Annotated in this window: 13 protein-coding genes and 1 pseudogene; 7 read left to right on the top strand and 7 right to left on the bottom strand. The window is 69.4% G+C overall.

The genetic code is table 11. The features are described from left to right. The 3 genes and pseudogenes from HUW62_RS37315 to ggt all read right to left on the bottom strand — a co-directional run. Window positions 1-655: pseudogene (locus tag HUW62_RS37315) on the bottom strand (peptidase M3); the annotation flags it as partial. 188 nt (window positions 656-843) lie between these two features. Beyond that, on the bottom strand, window positions 844-1626 hold the full coding sequence (locus tag HUW62_RS37310; RefSeq protein ID WP_163866542.1) for a TatD family hydrolase: 783 nt from the start codon (window positions 1624-1626) through the stop codon (window positions 844-846). Between the two features lie 8 nt (window positions 1627-1634). Then, the gene (gene ggt / locus HUW62_RS37305; RefSeq protein ID WP_176437131.1) at window positions 1635-3401 is read right to left on the bottom strand and encodes a gamma-glutamyltransferase; all 1767 of its coding nucleotides are present in this window, start codon (window positions 3399-3401) and stop codon (window positions 1635-1637) included. 494 nt (window positions 3402-3895) lie between these two features. Here ggt and glmU point away from each other — a divergent pair, with 494 nt between their 5' ends. Both glmU and glmS read left to right on the top strand, forming a co-directional pair. Beyond that, window positions 3896-5305 (top strand): bifunctional UDP-N-acetylglucosamine diphosphorylase/glucosamine-1-phosphate N-acetyltransferase GlmU, encoded by a 1410-nt coding sequence (glmU, locus tag HUW62_RS37300; protein WP_205522676.1) that lies wholly within the window; start codon window positions 3896-3898, stop codon window positions 5303-5305. 109 nt (window positions 5306-5414) lie between these two features. Then, window positions 5415-7250, top strand: a complete 1836-nt coding sequence (gene glmS, locus HUW62_RS37295) for a glutamine--fructose-6-phosphate transaminase (isomerizing) (RefSeq protein WP_163866544.1) — start codon at window positions 5415-5417, stop codon at window positions 7248-7250. A gap of 96 nt (window positions 7251-7346) precedes the next feature. On the opposite strand, the gene HUW62_RS37290 is transcribed toward glmS, so the two are convergent. Genes HUW62_RS37290 through HUW62_RS37275 form a run of 4 tightly spaced genes read right to left on the bottom strand, consistent with a single transcriptional unit; the run spans window position 7347 to window position 9185 of the window. Further along, window positions 7347-7622 (bottom strand): hypothetical protein, encoded by a 276-nt coding sequence (locus HUW62_RS37290; RefSeq protein WP_176437130.1) that lies wholly within the window; start codon window positions 7620-7622, stop codon window positions 7347-7349. Next, window positions 7619-8113, bottom strand: coding sequence for a DUF3106 domain-containing protein (locus HUW62_RS37285; RefSeq protein ID WP_163866546.1), 495 nt, complete (start codon window positions 8111-8113; stop codon window positions 7619-7621). Before HUW62_RS37285 ends, HUW62_RS37290 begins: the two co-directional genes overlap by 4 nt. Beyond that, entirely contained in the window at window positions 8110-8586 is a 477-nt protein-coding gene (locus HUW62_RS37280; RefSeq protein ID WP_176437129.1) for an anti-sigma factor, read from the bottom strand. The genes HUW62_RS37285 and HUW62_RS37280 overlap by 4 nt, the downstream gene beginning before the upstream one ends. Next, window positions 8583-9185: an RNA polymerase sigma factor gene (locus HUW62_RS37275; protein WP_240356455.1), complete on the bottom strand. Its 603-nt coding sequence runs from the start codon at window positions 9183-9185 to the stop codon at window positions 8583-8585. Before HUW62_RS37275 ends, HUW62_RS37280 begins: the two co-directional genes overlap by 4 nt. A gap of 85 nt (window positions 9186-9270) precedes the next feature. Between HUW62_RS37275 and HUW62_RS37270 the strand changes: the two genes are divergently transcribed. The 5 genes from HUW62_RS37270 to HUW62_RS37250 all read left to right on the top strand — a co-directional run. Next, window positions 9271-10050 (top strand): hypothetical protein, encoded by a 780-nt coding sequence (locus HUW62_RS37270; RefSeq protein ID WP_163866548.1) that lies wholly within the window; start codon window positions 9271-9273, stop codon window positions 10048-10050. Window positions 10051-10166: 116 nt separating this feature from the next. Next, a complete protein-coding gene (gene recA / locus HUW62_RS37265; RefSeq protein ID WP_163866549.1) occupies window positions 10167-11258 on the top strand; it encodes a recombinase RecA in 1092 nt (363 codons plus the stop codon). 240 nt (window positions 11259-11498) lie between these two features. Next, window positions 11499-13658, top strand: coding sequence for an alkaline phosphatase (locus tag HUW62_RS37260; protein ID WP_255203868.1), 2160 nt, complete (start codon window positions 11499-11501; stop codon window positions 13656-13658). A 157-nt stretch (window positions 13659-13815) separates the two neighbouring features. Then, window positions 13816-14349 carry a GNAT family N-acetyltransferase gene (locus HUW62_RS37255; RefSeq protein WP_176437127.1) on the top strand — a complete coding sequence of 178 codons (534 nt, stop codon included), beginning with the start codon at window positions 13816-13818 and terminating at the stop codon, window positions 14347-14349. Window positions 14350-14394: 45 nt separating this feature from the next. Continuing rightward, window positions 14395-16688: Tex family protein (locus tag HUW62_RS37250; RefSeq protein ID WP_176437126.1), on the top strand; the 2294-nt coding region annotated here is incomplete at its 3' end.

The following is a 16688-nucleotide window of genomic DNA, read 5'->3' as shown; positions in this document are numbered from 1 at the left end:
GGTGGGTGCGCACGTAGTCCTCCGGCAGCCCCGCCAACGCCGAGGGCGCGACATCCAGGTGCCGCACGTCCTCGTGGATGTGGCGGTTGAACTCCTGGCCCAGGACGATGAGCTCCTCCTGGAGCATGCGCACGCGCTCGCGCGTGGCCTCGTCCCGGTTCACGCCCGCGCGCTGGAAGCCTCGCAGCACCTTCGCCACCCAGCGCCGCGTCACCGCGTCCTGGCGGGTGACATCGAGCGCGGCCAGCACGTCGTAGACGCGGCGGTCCAACGAGATATCCGTGCGCACCCGCTCCACGGCCTGCTCGCACCGCTCCGCGGCGGCCCGGAACGCGGCGTCCGGATGTACGTTGGCGCCGATGCCCGAGCGCCCGACGGTGTCGTCCAGGAGCGCCATGGCGTCGTCATACGTGGTGAGCAGCGCCTCCGTCGTCACGGGGCGGGCGCCGGGCGTCGTCAGCCGCGCCACCGCGCCACGGGCCTCCTGGATGTCGCGCCGACACGCCTCCATGAAGTGTTCGGGGCTGGTGGCCAGCAGCCGCCCGGCTTCCGGCGCGAGCAAACCTCGTGTGTCGCCCGCGCGAACGGGTGTCCGGGCAGACGTGCCCAGGCACCCCGCGAACATGACGGCGACGATGACGAAGCTGGAACGCAAAGGGCCCTCCCGAACCGGAGTGTGAACACCGTGGCGCCTGGGACTTGGGGCTTCCCCGTATGCGCTCACGCAGAAAGGACGGGAATGGGTGTCTTTTGTTGCAAATATTCACCCTGACTGGAGTCGGGTGGTGAAGTGCGATGCCTGGAAGGGTGAGACGGTGTGGGGCCCGGCCAGACGAGTGTGGCTCAGGTTCCCACCTGGAAGAAGCGGGAGGCGTTGTCGCGGGTGACGCGGCGCACGACGCGCTCGGAGAGGCGGGCCTTGGAGAGCAGGTTGGCCACGCGCGCGAGGCCGAGGATGTCGCCGGCGCCATCTCCGGCGTCGGAGTTGAGCACGAGCCGCTCACTGCCCAGCTTGCGCACCAGCGCCACGGCGCGCTCGGCGGCCAGGGCCTCCGGGTGCAGGGTGAGGCCGGCCCAGTGGCCCACCTCCAGGATGGTGCGCACGGTGCGCGCGGTGGCGTGGTCCACCAGCACGCGCGAGGGCAGCACGCCGGACTGGCGCAGCAGCAAGAGGATGCGGCGCGTGTGGCGCTCCTTGTCCGCCAGGGGCGTGTGCACGACGACGCGCAGCTTGAGGCTGCGCGCCAGCGCGAGCTGCTCCAGGAAGGCCTCCTCTTCCTCTTCTCCGCCCGCGTGCAGCCCCGTCTCGCCCAGGGCGACGACGCGGCCGCCCTCGAAGTAGTCGGGCAGGGCGGAGAGGACCTCCGACAGGCCGCGGCGGGGGATGCAGCGCGGGTGGACGCCCAGCGCGGCGTATGCGCGGATGCCCACCTTCTCCAGCCGGGGAAGCTGCCGCTCCACGATGTCGTCGAAGTGGCGCAGCAGGGCCTTGGAGGTGGGCTCCGGGAAGTGGTGCGCCACCACGAGCGCCCGCTCCACCCCGAAGAAGCGCATCGACTCGAGGTCCTGGTCGCTCAGGCCCTCGGGGTGCAGGTGCGCGTCGAAGATGGGCAGGGGCTCGGGCACGGTGTGTCTCAATCCTGTCCCAGGGAGAGGCCCTCGTTGCGCGGGTCGCTCGCGGAGAAGCGCAGACCTGTCTTCGGGTCGATGAACACCGCCTCCGCGTCGCCCCACTGGTCCACGCGGCGCACCTTGTGTCCCTTGGCCTCCAGCGCGGACAGCGTGGCCGGCTCCAGGCCCCACTTGTCCACCCAGAGCTCGTCCGGGAGGTACTGGTGATGGACGCGGCCCTCGTTCACCGCGCGCGCCACATCCATGCCGCTGTCCACCATGTTGCTGATGACCTGGATGACGGTGGTGGGGATGGTGGAGCCGCCCGGGCTGCCCACCGCGAGCATGACGCGCTTGGGGTCCTCCTTGGAGAACACCAGCGTGGGCGACATGGAGGACTGCGGCACCTTGCCGGGCTGAATCGCGTTGGGCTCGCCGGTGACGAGGCCGTACGCGTTGGGCACGCCGGGCTGCGCGGCGAAGTCGTCCATCTCGTCATTCAGCAGCACGCCGGTGCCCTTGGCGACGACACACGAGCCGAAGCTGTAGTTCACCGTGGTCGTCAGCGCCACCGCGTTGCCCTGCTTGTCCACGACGGAGATGTGCGTGGTGTTCTTGCGCTCCGGCTCAGGCGTCAGCGTCACCGGCTTGTCCGTCAGCGTGGAGCCCTGCGAGCCCGCCGTCTGGGGCAGCAGCGCCAGGCTGGACGTGACCTTCTTCGGGTCGATGGAGCCCGCCAGGTCCGCGATGTGCCCCTTGGAGATGAGCCGCGCGGTGGGCACGTCGGCGAAGTCCGGGTCGCCCAGGTACCTGGCGCGGTCCACGTACGCGCGCCGCAGCGCCTCCACGTACAGGTGCACCGCCTCCGGGTCCCTGAAGCCGAAGCCCTGGGGGCGCAATTGCTCCAGCGCGCCCAGCACCTGGAGCACCGCCACGCCGCCCGCGCTCGGCGGAGGCATGGTGAGGATGCGGTGGCCCCGGTAGCTGCCCTCCAGCGGCTCGCGCGGACGCGTCTTGTAGGACGCCAGGTCCTCCAGCGTGAGCACGCCGCCGCCCGCCTTCACCGTGTCGACGATGCCCTTGGCGACAGTGCCCGAATAGAAGCCCTTGGCGCCGCTCTTCGCGACGGTGGACAGCGTGCGCGCCAGGTCCGGCTGGCGCAGCAGGTGGCCGATGGGCGGGACGACGAACTCGCCCTGCTCGTTCTTGACGAGGAAGACGCGCGTGGCCTCCGGGTCCTTGCGCAGGCACTCCAGCCGGCCCTCGGCCATGCTGCGGTAGCGCGGCGTCACCCACAGGCCCTTGCGCGCCGCTTCGATGGCTGGCGCCAGGACGACGGACGGGGGCAGGGTGCCGTGCGTCTTGAGCAATTCCAGATAGCCCGCCACCGCGCCCGGCACCGCGACGCTCAGCACGCCGTCGGTGGACAGCCCCGGCACCACCTTGCCGTCCTTCAGGAACATGTCGCGCGTGGCCGCCTTGGGCGCCACCTCGCGGAAGTCCAGCACCCGCGTGGCCCCGGACTTCGCGTCGTGCACCAGCGCGAAGCCGCCGCCGCCCACGCCAGAGTGGTACGGCCCGACGACGGCCGCCACGAACGCCGCCGCCACCGCCGCGTCCACCGCGTTGCCGCCCTTGTCGAGCATCTTCAGCGCCGCCTCACTGGCCGGCGGGTACGCCGTGGCCACCGCGCCACCGCGATACGGCCGCGCCGCGTGGGCCACACACGCCATCAGTGCGAGCGCCACCACCAGACTTCGCACCGTCGCCTCCAGCACCCTCGCGCTCATGCGCGGGGCTTGCTTCTCGAAGCTCGTGTCGTTCACGGAGTCCACCCCTCCTGGGGGCGCAATCAATACCTTGAGGCTGGCCTTCGTCGCGGATGATGTGTTACCCGGCGGACACTCACCCACACCTTGGGGCCGGGACTCGAGGGCGCCGCACCGACTACACCTCTCCCGGTATGCACGAACTGTCCGCACCGGACCATGATTTCAACTCAGCAACATTTTTCCTCTTGGATTGTTTTTCGAGAGGGTGCATCCTTCCCCCATCATGAGTCGGGACTGGGGGAGCAAATGAGCGCACCGGTCACACCTGAGAAGCCGACCCGGACCGGGTCCGTTCCGCCCTCGGGTCGCGTCACCCTCTTCCTGAAGCCGAGCTTCGGAATCACGGTGAAGAGCAACGCGCTGTGCGTGGCCGTGAGCGCGAAGCCGCGACCTGACAACACCTCCGAGACTTCGGAGCCTCGCGCGGTTGACGACTCGATTCCCTGTCCCTAATTCTCCGCCGCATGACAGCTCTGTCGGCGGTGGTGTTGTGTGCGGGCAAGGGCACGCGGATGAAGTCGAAGAAGGCGAAAGTCCTTCACGCCATCCTCGGAAAGCCCCTGTGCGCCTATCCCCTGAAGCGAGCGCTGGAGCTTGGCGCCTCCACGGTGGTGCCCGTCGTGGGCCATCAGGCGGAGAGCGTGGAGAAGGAGGTCCGGGCGCTGTTTCCCGACGCCCCCCTGCGCTTCGCGCTCCAGCGTGAGCAGCGCGGGACGGCGGACGCGGTGCGCTCGGCGGAGGAGGCCCTGAAGGGGTTCTCCGGCCGGGTCCTCATCCTGTACGGAGATGTGCCGCTCCTGCGCAGGGAGACGCTGGCCGCGCTGCTCGCCGCGCATGACGCCGCGGGCGGGGTGCTGGCCATGGTGACGACGATGCTCGACGACCCCACGGGCTACGGGCGCGTCCTGCGTGAGGGCGGCCAGGTGGTGCGGGTGGTGGAGCAGAAGGACGCCACCGCCGAGCAGCGCGCCGTCAAGGAGTGCAACGCGGGCATCTACTCGGTGGACGCGGCCTTCCTCTGGAAGGCGTTGGCCGAAATCAAACCGAACAATGCGCAGGGCGAGTACTACCTGACGGACCTGGTGGAGCTGGCCTCCAGGCAGGGCCGCGTGGGCACCGTCGTCGCCGACGCCACGGAGACCGCGGGCGTGAATGACAAGGTGGAGCTGGCCGCGCGCGCCCGGGTGCTCCAGCGCCGCATCAACGAGGCGCACATGCGCGCCGGCGTCACCCTGGTGGACCCCGACACCACCTTCATCGAAGAGGACGTGGTGGTGGGCGCCGACAGCGAGGTGGGCCCCGGCGTCATGCTGACGGCGGGCACCGTGGTGGGAGAGAACGTCACCATCGGCGCCGGCTGTGTGGTGAGCGCCTCCACGGTGGCGGAGGGCGCCGTGCTCAAGCCCTACTCCGTGCTGGAGGAGGCGAAGGTCGGCGTGCGGAACTTCATTGGCCCGTTCGCTCGGCTGCGCCCTGGGACGGAGCTGGCCGAGGATGTGCATCTGGGCAACTTCGTGGAAACGAAGAAGGCGCAGATCGGCAAGGGCAGCAAGGCCAACCACCTGACTTACTTGGGCGACGCCAGGATTGGCGCCGGCTGCAACGTGGGGGCGGGCACCATCACCTGTAACTATGACGGGGTGAACAAGAGCCTGACGGAGCTGGGAGACGGCGTCTTCATCGGCTCCGACACCCAGCTCGTCGCTCCGGTGAAGGTGGGGGATGGCGCCTACGTGGGGGCGGGGACCACGGTGACGAAAAATGTGCCGCCCGGCAGCCTCGCTGTGTCACGGGCGCCACAGGTGACGAAGGAAGGCTGGGTGGCCGCGAAGAAGGCGCGCCGCGCGGCGAAGGGCGGTTGAGGACGGGCGTGGCACTTGCTTGGGGAGCGGCCTGACAGCCACTCCCAGAGAAGTATGGGTATCCCTCGGTTTGCTCCGGCGGGCGTGGGCGTGAGAGAGAGGTCTGAATATGTGCGGGATTGTTGGTTACGTCGGTGACAAGGAATCGGCTCCCATCCTGGTGTCCGGGCTCAAGAAGCTCGAGTACCGGGGCTATGACTCGGCGGGCGTCGCGGTGGTCAATCGCAACCAGCTCAACGTGGTTCGCGCCACGGGCAAGCTGCGCAACCTGGAGAACCGGGTGGTGGCGGACCAGCCGCAAGGCAACATCGGCATTGGCCACACCCGTTGGGCCACGCACGGCCGTCCCTCGGACGAGAACGCGCACCCGCACACGTACAAGAACGTCGCGGTGGTGCACAACGGCATCATCGAGAACCACCTGTCGCTGAAGACGCAGCTTCGCGCCAAGGGCCACGTGTTCTCCTCGGAGACGGACACGGAGGTCTTCGCCCACCTCATCTCGGATGAGCTGGAGGCGGGCAAGGATTTGCCGGACGCGGTGCGCGGGGCCATCGACCAGGTGAAGGGTACGTACGCGCTGGCGGTGGTGAGCGCGACGGACCCCCACCGCATCGTCTGCACGAAGAACGCGTCGCCCATGGTGCTGGGCCTGAGCGAGGGGCAGAACTTCATCGCCAGCGACGTGCCCGCGGTGCTCGAGCACACGCGCGACATCGTCTACATGGAGGAGGGCGACCTGGCCATCGTCTCCGCCGCCAAGGTGGAGATCTTCAACCGCCAGGGTCAGCCGGTGAACCGCGCCACCCGCCGCATCGACTGGACGCCGATGATGGCGGAGAAGGGCGGCTACAAGCACTTCATGCACAAGGAGATCTGGGAGCAGCCCCGCGCCGTCGCGGACACGCTGCGCGGCCGGATGCTCCTGACCGAGGGAGACGTCCACTTCGAGGGCTGGAACATGACGCCCGAGAAGGTCCGCTCGCTGACGAAAATCACCATCCTGGCCTGCGGCACGTCGTGGCACTCGGGCGTGGCCGGCAAGCACATGATTGAGACGCTGGCGCGGCTCCCGGTGGAAGTGGAGCTGGCGAGCGAGTTCCGCTACCGCGACCCGATTGTGGAGTCCTCGCACCTGGCCATCGCCATCAGCCAGTCGGGTGAGACGGCGGACACGCTGGCGGCGTTCAAGGAGGCCAAGGCGCGCGGGGCCACGGCGATGGCCATCTGCAACGTCATTGGCAGCGCGATGACGCGCGAGGCGGAGTTCTCCGTCCTCACCAACGCCGGCCCGGAGATTGGCGTCGCGTCCACGAAGGCGTTCACCACGCAGCTCGTCGCCCTGTACCTGCTGGCGGTGAAGCTGGGCCGCATGCGCGGCACCCTGTCCGTGGCGGCGGCGCAGGAGCACCTCACCCATCTGACGGAAATCCCGAAGATGATTGAAGAGGTGCTCAAGTGCGAGCCGGCCGTGAAGCGCGTGGCCCGTGAGTTCATGAACTCGCAGGACTTCCTCTTCCTCGGCCGTGGCCCCATGCACCCGGTGGCGCTGGAGGGCGCGCTGAAGCTGAAGGAGATTTCGTACATCCACGCGGAGGGCTACGCGGGTGGCGAGATGAAGCACGGCCCGATTGCGCTCATCGACGAGAAGATGCCGGTGGTGGTCATCGCGCCGAAGAAGCCGCACGTGGCCTACGAGAAGATCATCGGCAACATCGAGGAGGTCCGCGCGCGCGGCGGCAAGGTCATCGCCGTCATCGACGAGGACGACGACCAGGTGGCGGGGCTCGCCGACCACGTCATCCGGGTCCCGGCGGCGTGCGCGCTGCTCGCGCCCGTCATCGCCACCATTCCGCTCCAGCTCCTCGCGTACCACGTGGCGGAGATGCGCGGGAACGACGTGGACCAGCCGCGCAACCTCGCCAAGAGCGTGACGGTGGAGTAGTCGCCGCTCGGAGCTCCTGACGTACGCGAAGCCCGGGTTCCCCTCGAGGGAACTCGGGCTTTCGTCGTCTTGGGGGCGGCCCGCGCGGGGAGCCGCTCAGTCCTGCTGGGACAGCTCCATCAGCAGCTCCAGGTCCTCGGCGGCGTCCATGCTTTCGAGCAACTCGAGGTTCTCCACCACCTCGCGGTCCTCCTCGGACAAGGCTGGCGCGGGTCGGGAGGGCTCGCGAGCCGGAGTCCTGGCGGGGACCGGGGGGAGGGGCGTCTCCTCGGCGCGCGGAGTCTCGGACTGGCCCGCGCCCAGGGGACTCGCGGCGGCGAGCGGGGCCGCCACGAGCGCCATGAACAACACCAGCGGCGCGGCGGGGCTCACCGGCGCCGCCTCTCGCGAACGCGCTCCCTCATCTCCTGGCGCTGCTCGGGCGTCATCTGCCGCCAGCGGCGCATGTTCTCCATCAACTGCTCGCGCCGCTCCGGGTTCTCCTTCAGATAGGCCTTCATGCGCTGGCGCATCTCGGTGCGTCGCTCCGGGTCCATCTTCTTCAGCTCGCGGGCCTGGTCGCGCAGGGCCTGCCGCTCGGCGACGTTGAGCTTGCGCAGCTCGCGCTGGTTGGCGCGCAGCCGCTCGCGCTCCTCGGGCGGCAGCTTGCGCCAGCGGTCCAGGTTGCCCCGGATGCGCGTCTGCTCGTCCCTCGGCAGCGACTTGAACTCGCGCAGCTTGCCTCGCAGCGCCTCCTTCTGCTCCGGCGTCATCTTCTCGAAGCGCTCGGCGGCCGAGGCGGGACGCTCCGTCTCCGCTCGCGCGCCCGCGCCCGTCAGGAGCGCCACCGCCAGCCCCAGCGCCATCCACGTCCGGCCCGTCATTGCGCCACCTCCAACTCGTGGAGGCTCGCGACGACCTCCAGGTCCTCGGGGCTGTCGAGCCCCAAGAGCTCGTAGTCCTCGACCAGCTCCAGGTTCGCCGCCAGCTCCATCATCGCCGGGTCCTCCAACTCGTCGGGCGCCTCGGGGCCCGGGCCCACCACCACCAGCGCCAGCCCCACCGCCACGGCCAGGCCCGCCGACGGCACCAGCACCGCGGGGCGCAAGAGCGTCCGCAGCCGCTCCCACCACGGCACCGGCAACGCATCCAGCTTCGCCAGCACCGCGCGCCTCGTGTTCACGGAAGGCACGAAGTCCGGCAGCTCCGCCACCCTCGCCACCGTGTGGCGCACGAGCGCCTCCGTCGCGCGGCACCCGGTGCAGCCGCCCAGGTGGGCCTCTACCTCCACGCGGCGCGCCGCGGGCAGCTCGCCGTCCACGTAGGCCGTGAGGTCTTCCTCGAAATGACAGCTCATGCCCTGCTCCTCGCGGGCACGGTGCCCGCCTGCAGCTCTTCAATCCTGCGCGCCACCGCCAGTGTCGCGCGGTGGATGAGGCTCTTCACGGCGGACTCGCTGGCCTCCAGCGCCTCCGCGATGTCCCGGTACGCCATGCCCTCGAAGCGGCACATGGTGAAGGCGGCGCGCTCCCGGTCGCTCATGCTCCGCAGCGCGTCTCCCACCGCTCGCTCCAGCTCCCGTCCCGCCAGCGCCTGGTCCGGCCTGTCGCCGTCCGGCCCCGCCATCTCCACGCCTCCCGTCTCCTCACCGTCCGGTGCCTCGGTGGACGTGTGGGCCACGCGGTACTCCCCGCGCCGTACTTCGTTGAGACAGTGATTGGTGGCCACCCGGAAGAGGAACGTCTTGAAGCGCGCCGTCGGCTGGTACGCCTTCGCGTTGCGGTAGAGCTTCACGAAGATGTCCTGCGTCAGCTCCTCCGCCCGCTCCCTGTCGCCCACGAAGCGGAAGGCGAACCGCGCCACGCTCGCGTGGTAGCGGTCGAACAGCCAGGCGAACGCCCGACGGTCCCCCGCGGCCACCTTCAGCATCGCCTGTGCGTCCGAATCCACGTCCACGGTCGACTACAACCCCGTCACCCACAAGAAGTTGCGGAACAGCGCTGCTTTGAACCGCGCCCGCCTCCGTGGATACAGTCTCCGGGTGTCGGACGCCACGCGCAGCACACATGCTCCCATCCCCCGGCCCGACGAGAGCCCGGGCGAAGAGCGCCTGGCGGACCTCGCCGCGTGGGCTCCGCCTCCATCCGAGGCGGCCAGCCGCCCCACACCCCCGGTGGAGCTGCCCCTGCCCCTGTTGGTGAGGGTGGAGCAGGCCGTGGGGGCCTCCGAGGCGGACCGCCCCGAGGCCGCCTCGCGGCTCAATGAAGTCCTGGCGCAACTGGCCAGCGGCGGCGGGGAGCGGCAGGTGGCGGACACCCTGCACCGGCTCCTCGACGGTGGGAGGCTGGAGGGGCTGGTGGACGCCGGGGGGCGCTCCTGCCGCGCGGCGGCGGTGGAGGCGCTCCTGTCCCTGGGCTTCCCCTACGCGCTGGAAGTGGAGCCCGACGACCTCAAGCACCTGCGCGCCAACTCCGCGTCCCGGTCCGGCGGCGGCCATGCGGGCCGCTTCGACTTCGGGCCCGGGGTGCCCGCCACGGTGCTCGCGGGCGGAGTGCTGGCCCAGGGGATTGAAGAGGTGCTGCGGCCGGGCGTGGTCGAAGGCACGGTGACCTTGCAGGTGGGTCTGGCCGTGCTGGCGATGATGGCCTTGTGGCTTGCCCCACCTCGCAGTCCCGTGTACCGGCTGGGCCTGGGCCTGTTGGCCCTCGTGTCGGGCTTCGGGCTGCTGCTGGCCCTGGGTTCGGCGGGCCACTCCGGCGCGCTGTGGGCGGGTGTGGCAGGGGGGGTGGCCGTCTTCCTGGCTGCCCTCCGCGAGAGCTAGCTGCCCGACAGGATGCAACACGGATGTCAGAGGGGTGGACTAGGGTCTACCCATCGCGTACTAAAAGCGCGTTCAGGTGAGCCGGGGTGGCTCGCCAATACAAGGAGCCAAGGGAAATGTCCGTGAATCAGGAGAAGGAGAAGGCGATCGAGTTGGCGATGTCCGCGGTGGAGCGCCAGTTCGGTAAGGGTTCGATCATGCGGCTCGGCAACGAGGAGCCCATGATTCGCGACGTGCAGGCGATCTCGACGGGCTCGATCTCCTTGGACATCGCCCTGGGCGTGGGCGGCGTGCCGAAAGGCCGCATCATCGAGATTTTCGGACCGGAGTCCTCCGGCAAGACGACGCTGTGCCTCCACATCGTCGCGGAAGCGCAGAAGCGCGGCGGCATCTGCGGGTACGTGGACGCGGAGCACGCGCTGGATGTCGGCTATTCGCGCAAGCTGGGCGTGCGCACCGACGACCTGCTCCTGAGCCAGCCGGACACCGGTGAGCAGGCGCTGGAAATCGCGGAGATGCTGGTGCGCTCGGGCGCCATCGACGTGCTGGTGGTGGACTCGGTGGCCGCGCTCGTTCCCAAGGCCGAGCTCGAGGGCGAGATGGGTGACTCGCACATGGGTTTGCAGGCCCGCCTGATGAGCCAGGCGCTGCGCAAGCTGACGGGCACCATCGCCAAGAGCCAGACGTGCGTCATCTTCATCAATCAGATCCGCATGAAGATTGGCGTGATGTTCGGCAACCCGGAGACGACGACGGGCGGCAACGCGCTGAAGTTCTACGCGTCGCAGCGCCTGGACATCCGCCGCATCGGCGCCATCAAGAACGGCGACAACGTGGTGGGCAGCCGCACGCGCGTGAAGGTCGTGAAGAACAAGGTGGCCCCTCCGTTCAAGGAAGTCGAATTCGACATCATGTACGGCACGGGCATCTCCCGTGAGGGCGACCTCATCGACCTGGCCTCCAACGACAACATCGTGGAGAAGAGCGGCAGCTGGTTCTCCTTCAACGGAGAGCGCATCGGCCAGGGCCGTGAGAACGCGAAGGACTACCTGCGGGAGCACCCGGAGGTGGCGAAGGAGATCGAGGCCCGCGTGCTGGAGAAGTACGGCATCGCGAAGGGCGCGGGTGGCGCCGCCGCTCCCGCCGCGGAGGAGGCTCCTCCCGAGGCCGCCTCCGAGAAGCGCCAGCGCGTGAAGGCCGTGAAGTGAGTCGGTGACGGCGGCTCCTCTCCGAGCCGCCTCTCGACACGCCGTTCGGGGCTGTCCCCTCCAACCGGGGGCAGCCCCTTCGTGTTTCATGCGCACGGCATGAGTCACCTGGGGCGCCCGGTAGCTGACACGGTGCGTTGTGTCGGACGCGTGGCGGGGATGTTTCCGGAGTGATGGATGGGGGTCGTAGACTCTCGCGCGCGGGTCCTTCACCCGCGTCCCCATTTCGGGAGTCCCGCCTTGTTCGACAGATTGAAGCGTCGCAGCTTCCTGCAGGCCGTGGTCGCCGTCGCGGCAAGCACCTCATTCGGCTGTTCCGACGACAACGACACGCCGTCCAATGACGGCTCGAAGTACTTCCCACAGTCCATCTGCTCGGGCGACCCGCGCCCGGACAGCGTGGTGTTGTGGGTGCGTGCGGTGAATCCCGACAACGCGGGCGCGGACACGCCGGTGCGGCTGGAGGTGTCGACGAGCGAGAGCTTCGGCAGCCTGTTCCTGGACCGGACCTTCTCGGCGCTGGCGGCGAATGACCATGCGCTGAAGGTGAAGGTGACGAGCCTGTCGCCGCGCACGACGTACTACTACCGCTTCACCTTCGAGACGGGTGGGCAGAAGTACACGACGGCGACGGGCCGCACCCGCACGGCGCCGGCGGCCGGGGACGACGTGGCGGTGAAGTTCGCCTTCGCCAGCTGCCAGGACTACATCGGCCGTTACTACAACGCGTGGCAGCGGCTGCTACAGCTCGACGAGGAGCTGGACTTCGTCGTGTTCCTCGGTGACTACGTCTACGAGACGACGGGCGACCCGTCCTTCCAGTCCGGCGGCGACACCCGCGCGGTGCTGTTCAGCGAGCCGGAGAAGGCGCTGAAGGTGGGCACGGGGCTGACGGCCTTCTTCGCGGCCAACTCGCTGTCCAACTACCGCGACCTCTACAAGACGCTGCGCACGGACAAGATCATCCAGAAGGTCCACGAGCGCTACCCGTTCATCGTCATCTGGGACGACCACGAGTTCTCCGACGACAGCTGGGGCGCCAACGCCACGTACCTGGACGGGCGCGCGTCGGAGCTGCAACTGGAGCGCAAGCAGAACTCCGAGCGGGCCTTCTTCGAGTACATCCCGCTGGACACCGCGAACTCGGCGGAGGGCGCCATGGACCCGGCGGCGGCGCCGGTGTACCCGGACACGCTCGTCTACCGTGACTTCGAGTTCGGCAAGGCGCTGAAGCTGGCGGTGGCCGACTACCGCACCTTCCGTCCGGACCACCTCATCCCCGAGGACGCGTACCCGGGCAAGGTGGCGGTGCCGGCGCAACTGCTGGGCGTGGCGTTGCCGGGCCTGCCCGCGCCGACGCAGGCGCTGCTCCAGTCGGAGACGTTCGCCTACGTGGACATCGACGCGGCGGAGAACGCCGTGCAGAAGGCGGTGTTGCAGGGCGCGTACGTGCAGCAGGCGATGGGCGCGGGCCTCACCCAGGAGGAGGCTTCCGCGAAGGCCGCGTTCTGGGTGAAGGGCGGCCAGTCGCTCTTCTACGTCAACCAGGTGCTGGCGGCGGTGAACGTCGGGCGCGTGGCGGCGCAGCAGCCCGCGATTCCGCTGCTCTCCGCGACGGGCGCGCCCCGGGGCCTGGCCTACGTGCACATGGGCAAGGCGGGCCTGTTCGGCATCCAGGGCTCGCGCTACATCGTGGTGAAGCCCATCTACGACTTGTTCGCGGCCCTCACGTACGGGGCTTCGCAGGGCGCCACGGAGAACGCGCTCGGCCAGGCGCAGCAGGCGTGGCTCCAGACGCAGCTGCGGGCGACCAACACCTGGAAGATTGTCGTCAGCTCCGTGTCGATGACGTCCATGGTGTTCGACCTGACGCAGAAGCAGGACATCGGCGAGGCGACGCTGCGGCAGGCGTTCTACTTCAGCGTGGACCAGTGGGACGGCTTCCCCACGAAGAAGCAGGAGCTCTTGAAGTTCGTCCGGGACAACCAGGTGTCGAACGCGATGTTCATCTCCGGCGACATCCACGCGTCGTTCGCGTCGGAGGAGTCGGGGGTGCCCACGTTGACGGCGCCCGCGATTACGTCCGGCTCCATCAAGGAGCTGGCGGGCCTGGCCGTCATCGGCGCGGGCTACGCTCCGAACAGCCCCATCTACCGGTACGTCGTCACCGAGCTGAACGAATCGCTGATGGCCTCCAACCCGGGCATGCGCTACGTGAACGGCGACGCGCACGGCTTCGTGGTGATGGAGCTGAAGGGCTCGCAGGCGCTGGCGTCCTACCACCTCATCCCGAGCTCCGAGGTGGCGAAGGACTACTCGGCGCGCGCGGACGGCGACCTGTCGGCGAAGTTCACCCGCGTGGACTTCCGCATCGAGAACGGGACGATTACGAAGCTCTGATGTCGTGACACGCTCTCTCGCCACGCGAGGGGACTGACGAGGGCCGCGCCGGGAGCCATGACGCTTCCGGTGGCGGCCCTCGCGGATTTTCGGGAGCAAGGCGTGAGGCGCTTCGCGGAAGCAGTCGTCCCAGGTGGAATGCGTTAGAAGGCGGGCCATGGGTGCCTCCGACCTCCTCCTCGTTCCCGCCCGGCCCGAGCATGTGGACTTCTGGATGTCGCTTCGAGCGGAGGCCGCCGCGCGGCGCTACGTGGACACCGAGGAGGACTCGCCGGAGACGCTGGTGAAGCGCATCCTGGAGGCCAGCTCGCTGGAGGAGCCTCGGGCGAAGGGGTTTCGCTGGTTCGTGCGGTACGGCGACGCGTGGGTGGGCACGGTGTCCGCGCGGGACGTGTCGCGCGAGCATGGCCGAGCGCAGCTGGGCTACATGATGGCGGAGGCGTACCACGGGCGCGGGCTGGGCTCGCGGGCGGTGGGGATGATGCTGGAGCGCCTCTTCAGCCTGCCCTTCCTGGAGCGGGTGTGGCTGACGACGCTGTCGGAGAACCTGGGCTCCCAGGGCGTGGCGCGCAAGCTGGGCTTCACGATGGAGGGGACGATGCGCGAGCACTCCCTGCTGCGCGGGGAGCGCAAGGACCAGCAATATTGGGGATTGTTGCGCGCTGAGTGGGAGTCTCGACAGCGCGGGTGACGTGCGCTGGGAGCGGCGTGGGGACCGGGTTATAGAAGTGGCGTCATGCACGCCTACGCCGCTGAGTTGTCGCAGGAGCTGGGCCTCCGGCCCGAGCAGGTGGACCGCACCCTGGCGCTGAACGCCGACGGAGCCACCGTTCCCTTCATCGCGCGCTATCGCAAGGAAGTCACGGGAGGCCTGGACGAAGTCCAAATCCAGACCATCCTCGACAAGACCTCCGAGCGCACCGAGCTGGACTCGCGCCGCGACACGATTCTCCGCTCGGTGGAGGAGCAGGGAAAGCTGACGCCGGAACTGGCGAAGGCTCTTAAGGCGGCGAAGACGCGCACCGAGCTGGAGGACCTGTACCTCCCGTACAAGCCCAAGCGCCGCACGCGTGCGGCAATCGCCCGGGAGCGCGGGCTGGAGCCCTTGGCGGACCTCCTGTGGAAGCAGGAGGCGAAGCGGGGCGAGGACGCGGACGCGAAGGTGCGTCCCTTCGTCAACGCCGAGAAGGAGGTGCCGGACCTGGCGGCGGCGCTGGCGGGCGCGCGCGACATCTGCGCGGAGCGGGTGAGCGAGGACGCGGGCCTGCGCCGGGCGACGCGTGAGGTGTGCGCGAAGCGGGGCACGCTGCGCTCGGACGTGGTGCCCGCGAAGAAGGGCGAGCCCACCAAGTTCGAGAACTACTACGGCCACGAGGAGCCGCTGTCCCAGGCCCCGTCGCACCGCGTGCTGGCGCTCCTGCGCGGTGAGGAGGAGGGCGTGTTGAAGGTGAAGCTCAACATGCCGGACGACGAGGTGAAGGCGCTGCTCGGCGGGCGCGTGGTGACGAGGCCGCAGGCCCTGTTCGCCTCGGAGCTGCGCGCCGCGGTGGATGACAGTTGGGACCGGTTGCTCGGGCCGTCGCTGGAGTCGGAGCTGCGCGCGGAGCTGAAGGAGCGCGCGGACAAGGGCGCGATTGGCGTCTTCGGAGAGAACCTGCGGCACCTGTTGCTCACGGCGCCAGCGGGCGCGCGCGCGGTGCTCGCGTTGGACCCGGGCCTGCGCACGGGCACCAAGCTGGCCATGCTGGACAACACGGGCAGCGTGGCGGAGACGGTGACGCTCTATTCGGAGCGCAGCGGCGATGAGCGCGTCCGGGCGGCGAAGCTGTTGTCCGCCGTGGTGCAGAAGCACAAGCCGGAGCTCATCGCCGTCGGCAACGGGACGGGCAGCCGCGAGGCGGAGACCTTCGTGCGCGACACGCTGAAGGCGCTGGGCTCGCAGGTGCCGGTGGTGTCGGTGAGCGAGCAGGGCGCGTCCATCTACTCCGCGTCAGAGGTGGCTCGCGACGAGTTCCCGGAGCTGGACGTCAGCCTGCGCGGCGCGGTGTCCATCGGCCGGCGCTTGCAGGACCCGCTGGCGGAGCTGGTGAAGATAGACCCGAAGAGCATCGGCGTCGGGCAGTACCAGCACGACGTGGACCAGGGGCTCCTGAAGAAGAAGCTGGGCGAGGTCGTGGACTCGTGTGTGAACGCGGTGGGCGTGGATGTGAACACCGCGTCACCGCAGTTGCTGGAGCACGTGTCCGGCGTGGGGCCGTCGCTGGCGAAGAAGCTGGTGGCGCACCGGGCCTCGAAGGGGCGCTTCACCACGCGGCGGGAGCTGCTGAAGGTGAGCGGGCTGGGGCCGAAGACGTTCGAACAGGCGGCGGGCTTCCTGCGCGTGCGAGGGCCGGAGCCGCTGGACGCGAGCGCGGTGCATCCGGAGCGCTACGCGGTGGTGGAGCGCATGGCGAAGGACCTGGGCGTGGAGGTGGGCTCGCTGGTGGGGAACGCGACGCTGGTGCGGCAAATCGACGCCAAGCGCTACCTGGGCCCGGACCTGGGTGAGATGACGTTGAAGGACATCCTCGCGGAGCTGGAGAAGCCCAGTCGGGACCCTCGCGGCGACTTCTCCGCGCCGGTGATGCGCGATGACCTGCGCACGCTGGAGGACGTGAAGGAGGGGATGGTGCTCCAGGGCGTGGTGACGAACGTCACCGCGTTCGGCGCCTTCGTCGACGTGGGCGTGCACCAGGATGGGCTCGTGCACGTGTCGCAGATTTCGACGAAGTTCGTGAAGGACCCCTCCGAGGTGGTGAAGGTGGGGGACCGGCTGACAGTGCGCGTGCTCACGGTGGATTTGCAGCGCAAGCGATTGGCGCTGTCGGTGCGCGCGGTGCAGGAGGGTGGGACGCCGCAGCCTTCGGGCCGGCCCGCCGTGGGTGGCGCGTCGGGCGCCGCAGGGCGGATGACGGCGGACCGGGGCGGCGGCGGAGCACGGCCCCCGGGCCCGGGGGGCGGTGGCAAGGTGGCTTCCGGTGCGCGTCCAGG

It is taken from the genome of Myxococcus sp. AM011 (genome assembly GCF_013372595.1).
GTDB classification, from domain to species: Bacteria; Myxococcota; Myxococcia; order Myxococcales; family Myxococcaceae; genus Myxococcus; species Myxococcus eversor.
The sequence above is the reverse complement of the archived record's forward strand: the minus strand, read 5'-3'. Positions and strand labels throughout refer to the sequence as shown.

Excerpts from the sequence above, each read along its gene's own strand:
- glmS (WP_163866544.1), top strand. The coding sequence starts at position 5,415 with ATGTGCGGGATTGTTGGTTACGTCGGTGACAAGGAATCGGCTCCCATC.
- ggt (WP_176437131.1), bottom strand. The coding sequence starts at position 3,401 with ATGAGCGCGAGGGTGCTGGAGGCGACGGTGCGAAGTCTGGTGGTGGCG.
- recA (WP_163866549.1), top strand. The coding sequence starts at position 10,167 with ATGTCCGTGAATCAGGAGAAGGAGAAGGCGATCGAGTTGGCGATGTCC.
- HUW62_RS37285 (WP_163866546.1), bottom strand. The coding sequence starts at position 8,113 with ATGACGGGCCGGACGTGGATGGCGCTGGGGCTGGCGGTGGCGCTCCTG.
- HUW62_RS37280 (WP_176437129.1), bottom strand. The coding sequence starts at position 8,586 with ATGAGCTGTCATTTCGAGGAAGACCTCACGGCCTACGTGGACGGCGAG.
- HUW62_RS37255 (WP_176437127.1), top strand. The coding sequence starts at position 13,816 with ATGGGTGCCTCCGACCTCCTCCTCGTTCCCGCCCGGCCCGAGCATGTG.